The 6,437-nt window shown below is 51.5% G+C and carries 7 protein-coding genes; all 7 read left to right on the top strand.

Features of this window, described 5'->3' with window-relative positions; all coding sequences use genetic code 11:
- A partial coding sequence (locus tag KF749_15705) for an ATP:cob(I)alamin adenosyltransferase (GenBank protein ID MBX2992598.1) occupies positions 1–266 on the top strand: 266 nt, incomplete at its 5' end.
- Between the two features lies 1 nt (position 267).
- The gene (locus KF749_15700; GenBank protein MBX2992597.1) at positions 268–2,580 is read left to right on the top strand and encodes a M28 family peptidase; all 2,313 of its coding nucleotides are present in this window, start codon (positions 268–270) and stop codon (positions 2,578–2,580) included.
- Positions 2,577–3,482, top strand: coding sequence for a site-specific DNA-methyltransferase (locus tag KF749_15695; GenBank protein ID MBX2992596.1), 906 nt, complete (start codon positions 2,577–2,579; stop codon positions 3,480–3,482). The genes KF749_15700 and KF749_15695 overlap by 4 nt, the downstream gene beginning before the upstream one ends.
- A 4-nt stretch (positions 3,483–3,486) precedes the next feature.
- Entirely contained in the window at positions 3,487–4,245 is a 759-nt protein-coding gene (locus KF749_15690; protein ID MBX2992595.1) for an ABC transporter ATP-binding protein, read from the top strand.
- A 7-nt stretch (positions 4,246–4,252) separates the two neighbouring features.
- Positions 4,253–5,320 (top strand): ABC transporter permease, encoded by a 1,068-nt coding sequence (locus KF749_15685; GenBank protein ID MBX2992594.1) that lies wholly within the window; start codon positions 4,253–4,255, stop codon positions 5,318–5,320.
- 161 nt (positions 5,321–5,481) lie between these two features.
- Positions 5,482–5,919, top strand: a complete 438-nt coding sequence (locus KF749_15680) for an NADH-quinone oxidoreductase subunit A (GenBank protein MBX2992593.1) — start codon at positions 5,482–5,484, stop codon at positions 5,917–5,919.
- Between the two features lie 23 nt (positions 5,920–5,942).
- Positions 5,943–6,437: an NADH-quinone oxidoreductase subunit NuoB gene (gene nuoB / locus KF749_15675; protein ID MBX2992592.1), complete on the top strand. Its 495-nt coding sequence runs from the start codon at positions 5,943–5,945 to the stop codon at positions 6,435–6,437.

Below are 6,437 nucleotides of genomic sequence, written 5' to 3'. Positions count from 1 at the left end.
TTGAAAAGAGTATTGATTCACTCGAGATGCATCTCAAGCCGTTGCGCTCGTTTATCCTTCCGGGAGGATCGCCGGTCGCGTCGCGGCTTCACTTTGCCAGAACCGTATGCCGCCGCGCTGAACGGACGGTTGTTCGCCTCTCCCGCAACGAGGATATCGGCGACGGTATTACGGTTTTTCTCAACCGCCTTTCGGATTTGCTGTTTGTGATGGCACGATATGCAAATCACATTGCCAATGTTCCTGAAACAAAGTGGAAACCGTAACTTGCTCACAACACTCACCTTTCTTCTCCCGCTTCTTCTTCTCTTCTCGTCCGGTTCCTTTTCGCAACAGAAAGAATTCTCCGAAGAGAATGCCGTCTCCATCCTAAGAACTCTCGTGCTGGAGATCGGCCCCCGTCCGATGGGTTCGCCCGCCGAACAGCGTGCCCTGAATTTCGCTGCCGAAAAGTTCAAGGAATACGGCTGCGACACAAGCTACGTTCTGCCCATGACGGTTGCCGCGGGAGTCAACACGAAAAGCGGCGTGGCTGTCGGCGTGAAGAAGGGGAAGTCCAACCGCATCATTGTTATCGGCGGGCATATTGATTCCTCCGGACCGGAAATACCGGGCGCAAACGACGACGGCTCCGGAACAGCCTGTGTAATTGAACTGGCGCGTGTGATCTGCAGTCGTGAAACTGAATCTACTGTGTACTTCTGCTGTTGGGGCGGGGAGGAACAGGGCCTGCGCGGTTCGACGTTCTTCGTCAACAACTTCGAACATCTCGACAGCGTTGTGCTGATGTTACAACTCGACATGGCCGACGGTTCGAGTTATCTTCTTGCTGATCCGGACGGCAGCAATGCAAGTGCCCCGTCGTGGCTGGTGAAATCAGCGTTCGATATTTTCTATCATGACTTGAAGAAATCGGATCTGGTGTATCAAACCGCCTCATCAACGCTGAATCTTGCCGCGGGCGGCGCGTTCGGTTCGGATCATATTCCGTTCATCGACAAGGGAATTCCTGCAATCGACTTCACGAGCGATGTGACGTTCCCTATTCACACACCGCAAGATAATTGGGAGAACTTCACACCATCGGGACTGAAGCGATCCGGTGATCTTGTTCTGAAGCTATTTGAGAAGTATGACGGCGGTGTTCCTTCTCGAACGACGGAACAATATCAATTGATTCAATTCGGATCTCAGGTGTTCTTCCTCTCCTATCCGGTCATTTGGGCGTTTATCGGAATTTCTCTCGCGGTTTCAGTTGCTGTATTTGTCCGTGCCCGCAAGAACCGGCTCGTTCCCGACACGGCAAGGAAAATCAAATGGTCACGATTCAAGCTCATTGGTGTCGCTTTCGTTCTTCAATTCTTTCTCTGGAGTTCAGAAACAGTTGTCGGACTTATTGGAGGATATCGATTCCCGTGGGTGAACAATGAATCAGGTTTTCTCATTCTTGGCGCGCTGTGCGGCCTTGTGGGGCTGTGGTTTGTTTTGCAGGCTGTAAGACGATACAGGTTAACTGAAGATGCGTCTGTATTCGTCCGTCCTGCATTGGTTTCCCTTTTTGTCATGACCCTGCTTTCCGCGTATCTTACGCCCGAACTCGGAATGTATCTTGCTGCTTCGCTGTTGTGCATGTCGCTGGCAACCCGTGTCAAGAAACCCGCGCTGAAACTTATCCTCTTCACTATGGCATTTCTCGTGTTGTACAAGCTTGTCTTCTTTGATGGATTGGGATTATTCCAGCGCGGCATTGCGCAGAATCAAATGTCCGCTTTCTGGCAGAAGGCCCTTTTGCATCTTGGGTACGTTGTCGTCTTCACAGGACTGTCGCTTCCGTTTGTGTACGGCTTTGCCGCCATTTACCGTGGGTCGGGAGTTGATGTGATGTGGTTAAGAAGATTTAGAAAAGGAAACGGGCTTCTTGTGACATCACTCGCCGCTGTCAGCGTTGCCACATATCTTCTCGCCCAACCGGTGTACGACAATCTGTGGTTCAACAACGTCCGGGTCAGTCATCACTATGAACTCGGTGCTGATACAAGTTCATTCACCATCAGAAGCTCGGAATACTTTGAGGGATTGACCGGCACACTCAATGGACGCGATACCACATTGACCGGAAGGCAGAATTATGCCGCCGTGCAGGAGGCTCGGGGGCTTTCGGTGAATTGGGTCGGTGTGTCGCAATCAGTTGAAGAACCGGCGAGAATCTCCGATTCCACCTGGCGAGTCGAGCGTGTGCTTGAAGTTCATACGCAATTCAAGCCGTTGCTGGTAAACCTGGTGTACGAAAGCGATCAACCATTTGAAGTACGATCACAATGGGCGCACGGTCCGCAAGCCCGGGATCGCAGATTGCGGGAAACAGAAATGCGGAAAGTGTTCCGGTGGTATTCATTTCCGGATACGTTGTTGAGAATTCCGGTGACCTTCACGTTGCGCGATACGCAACACGTAACCGAACGTGTTGAAGTCGTGTTTGATTCCGTCGCGTTTCCAATCAGGTTGCAGCGTGAGTTTACAAATGTCGAATACCGGACAACCATCGCCGCCATGGATTCATTTGCAATCGCGAAGCAATGAAGGGGAAGAAGAAGCACAATCGTACGGCAACGGCAACAAGCGCGTTTGGAACAGCGGGTCGCATCGGCCACGATGCCTCAAAATTCTACGCAAGCAAACTGTACGACGGGTTGCGGTCGGAAGAAAACGGTGCGCAAGACGAAAACCCGGTGCCGGCCGCGTTGCGTGATACCATTATTTGTGGAAGCAGCGAGAGGATGGATGATCTTCCCGATAATTGCATCCATGTGATGATCACATCTCCTCCATACAACGTGACGAAAGAATACGATAACGATCTTACGCTTGATGAGTATCGTCAGCTGCTGAAGAGAGTCTTTGCGGAAACCTACCGGGTATTGGTAGATGGAGGGAGAGCCTGCATCAATGTCGCGAATCTCGGGCGTAAACCGTACATCCCGCTGCACGCCTACATTATTCATGATATGCAGGAAATTGGATACAAGATGAGGGGAGAGATCATCTGGGACAAAGCATCGAGCGCAAGTCCATCCACGGCGTGGGGAAGCTGGCAATCCGCCAGCAATCCGACGTTGCGCGACATTCATGAATACATTCTCATCTTCTCCAAAGGGAACTACTCACGGACAAAGGGAGAGAAGCAGAATACAATCAAGAAAGGTGAGTTCCTTGAATTCACCAAAAGTGTCTGGCAATTCCCTGCAGAACGGGCGAAACGTGTCGGGCATCCAGCGCCGTTTCCCGTTGAGCTGCCGCGACGCCTGATCGAGTTGTACACGTTTGCAGGCGATGTTGTGCTAGACCCGTTCTGCGGCAGCGGCACAACATGTCTGGCGGCGAAGCAATGCGGCCGTTCATACGTGGGGTACGAAGTGAGCGAGAAGTATGTCACGCTTTCACAGCGTCGCCTTGATTTGGATAATCCGTTGAAACTGAAGTAACTTGATGGAACCTGTTCTCAAAGTGCAAAATCTCTCCAAACGCTACAACGGTCTTCTCGCCGTTGACGGCGTCAGCTTTGATGTCTTCCCGCAGGAAATCTTCGGTATTCTCGGCCCGAATGGCGCGGGCAAAACCAGCACGCTCGAAATGATTGAAACACTCAGGCCAATCGACGGCGGTGAAATCACGCTCAACGGCCTCGACGTCAAGGCCCGGCCGCAACACGTGAAACGCATCATCGGTGTACAACTGCAATCGTCTTCGTTTTTCGACAAGCTGAATCTGAAGGAAATCCTGGAGTTGTTTGGCGAGATGTACGGGCGCCGCGTTGACCCGGTGCGGCTGCTCGCAGAAGTGGAACTCGAGGATAAAGCGAAGGCTCAAGTTGTCCATCTCTCGGGCGGACAGAGGCAACGGTTCTCGATTGCAGCGGCACTCGTGAACGACCCGGTTGTGCTCTTTCTTGATGAACCAACAACAGGCCTCGACCCGCAATCACGACGACATCTCTGGGGTGTTATCAAACGCATCCGCTCGGAGGGAAAAACAATTGTCATCACGACACATTACATGGAAGAAGCGGAAGAACTCTGCGACCGTGTTGCTATCATGGATAAAGGAAAGATCATCGCATTCGACAAGCCGCAAGCCCTGATCAGCAAACTCGTCTCCGGCGGATTCAAGAAGGAACGGGTTGAGCGGCTCGCAAATCTTGAGGATGTATTCCTGAGTTTGACAGGGCATTTGTTGAGGGAGGAGTAGAACACTGATGCGTCTCAAATGGAAATTGTTCATCGCATCAATGAAGATGCTTCTGCGCCAGAAGGAGGCGATTCTCTGGTCGCTTGTGCTGCCATTGTTCATGATACTCCTCTTCAGTTTTGTTCGTTTCGACGGTATCGGGCGTGTGGAACTTGGCATTGTCAATGAAGCCGGCGTGCAAGCGTCAAGGTTGCTGACCGCCTTGAGCGAGGTCAAAACGCTGAAGATGTACGAGGGCGAGAGAGAGACGGAACTTCAATTACTGAAAAAGGGGGAACGGGCCATCGTGCTTGTCGTGCCGTCGGCGTATCAACCCAGTGCCGCGCTCGAGATAACAGCCTTCACGAGTGAAGCGAAGCCTCAGGAATCGCAATTGGGCTTACTGATTCTGCAGAGAGTGCTTGATGAAATCACGTTTGCCGAACGCGGTGAAGCCGGACGTGCCAGGCTTGCTGTACACGCTGTGGAAAGCCGCAATCTCACATATTTCGATTTCGTCGCCCCCGGCATTCTCTCGATGTCGATCATGCAACTCGGTATTTTCGGCGTTGCGTTCGGCTTCGTTTCGATGAAAAAACGGGGTATCCTCCGCCGCTTGTTTGTCACGCCCATCAACCCGAACGATTTCATCATTTCATCTGTTGCCATGCGTCTTGTACTTGTCATGATGCAAATTGTGATTATGACGCTTGTTCCCTACTTCTTTCTCGATCTGCATTTCATCGGCAGTTTCTGGAGGATGTTCGTTGTCGGCATGGTCGGCGCCATCGTCTTTCTTGCCCTTGGCTTCGCCATAGCGGGTACGAGCAAGAGCGAAGATCAGGTTGCTCCGCTTGCCAATATTATTGCGATGCCCATGATGCTGCTGTCGGGTATTTTCTTCAGCCGCGACTCGCTGCCCGGGTTTGTCCGTTCGGTTGTGGATCTTCTCCCGCTTTCATATCTGGCCGATGCGATGCGTTCCATCGCAATCGATGATGCAACTCTTGTCCAGATTCTGCCGCAACTTGGCGGGTTGGGTGCATGGTCTGTCATTTCTATTATTATCGCGGTGAAGATGTTTCGTTGGGAGTGAGCGTTGAACGAAAGAGGAGAGTGGCAACGAAACTTTTCTTGACTCTTCTCCACCTTCTTTGTATAATTATTCGGGTTAACATTCTCTCCGTTCATATGTCGTTTGTACTTGGTCGACGACACACAACACGCATCACCTGATTCTCAGGAGACACCTACTTCATGCTCACCGAATTTGGACGGGTATTTCTGTTTTTCCTCGTAGGGTTGGTATTTGTTGCAGGCGGTTTGATTTTTGCATGGTTGCTGCGCCCCAACAGACCCTATCCGAGCAAACTCACCACATACGAATGTGGCGAGTCGCCCATTGGTGACACCCGGGTCCGCTTCAACATTCGTTTCTATGTTATTGCCCTCATCTTCATCATCTTCGATGTGGAAGTCGTATTCCTGTTTCCCTGGGCCACCGTTTTCAAAGAGTTGGGCTGGTTTGCTTTTATTGAGATGGTCGTGTTTCTTACGATTCTGTTTGTCGGGTACGCGTATGTATGGCGCAACGGCGACCTTGATTGGGACAAGCCGGCGCCGAAGATTCCAAAGTATGAGAAGGGTGTCGGCGTGAGAGAAACGCATTTGACGGAAGAAGAAGTTGTTGCATGACCTTCATTGACTGAAGAGGGATTATGGGTCTTTTAGACCAAAAATTTGAGAACAGCAACGTCATCATCACCTCGATGGATAATCTCCTGAACTGGGCACGATTGTCGTCGATGTGGGGCATGCAATTCGGACTCGCGTGTTGTGCAATTGAAATGATGGCAACAGGCGCTTCGCATTACGATACCGACCGTTTCGGCATTTTCTTCCGAGGGACCCCGCGCCAATCCGATGTGATGATTGTTGCGGGAACTGTAACACTCAAAATGGCATCACGCATCAAAACGCTGTACGATCAGATGTCCGAGCCGCGCTACGTGCTTTCGATGGGCAGTTGTGCAAACTGCGGGGGCCCGTATTGGGAACACGGATATCACGTGCTTAAAGGAGTTGACCGGGTGATTCCTGTCGATGTGTACGTTCCGGGCTGCCCCCCTCGACCTGAAGCGCTGATCGAGGGGCTGATGAAGCTGCAAGAAAAAATCCGCAACGAAAGCCTCGCAAAACGAAAGTCAGCCTGA

The organism is Bacteroidota bacterium (assembly GCA_019637975.1).
Taxonomy (GTDB): domain Bacteria; phylum Bacteroidota; class Ignavibacteria; order UBA10030; family UBA6906; genus CAADGV01.
Note: the sequence above shows the minus strand (reverse complement) of the source record. Positions and strands in the feature narration are given on the sequence as shown.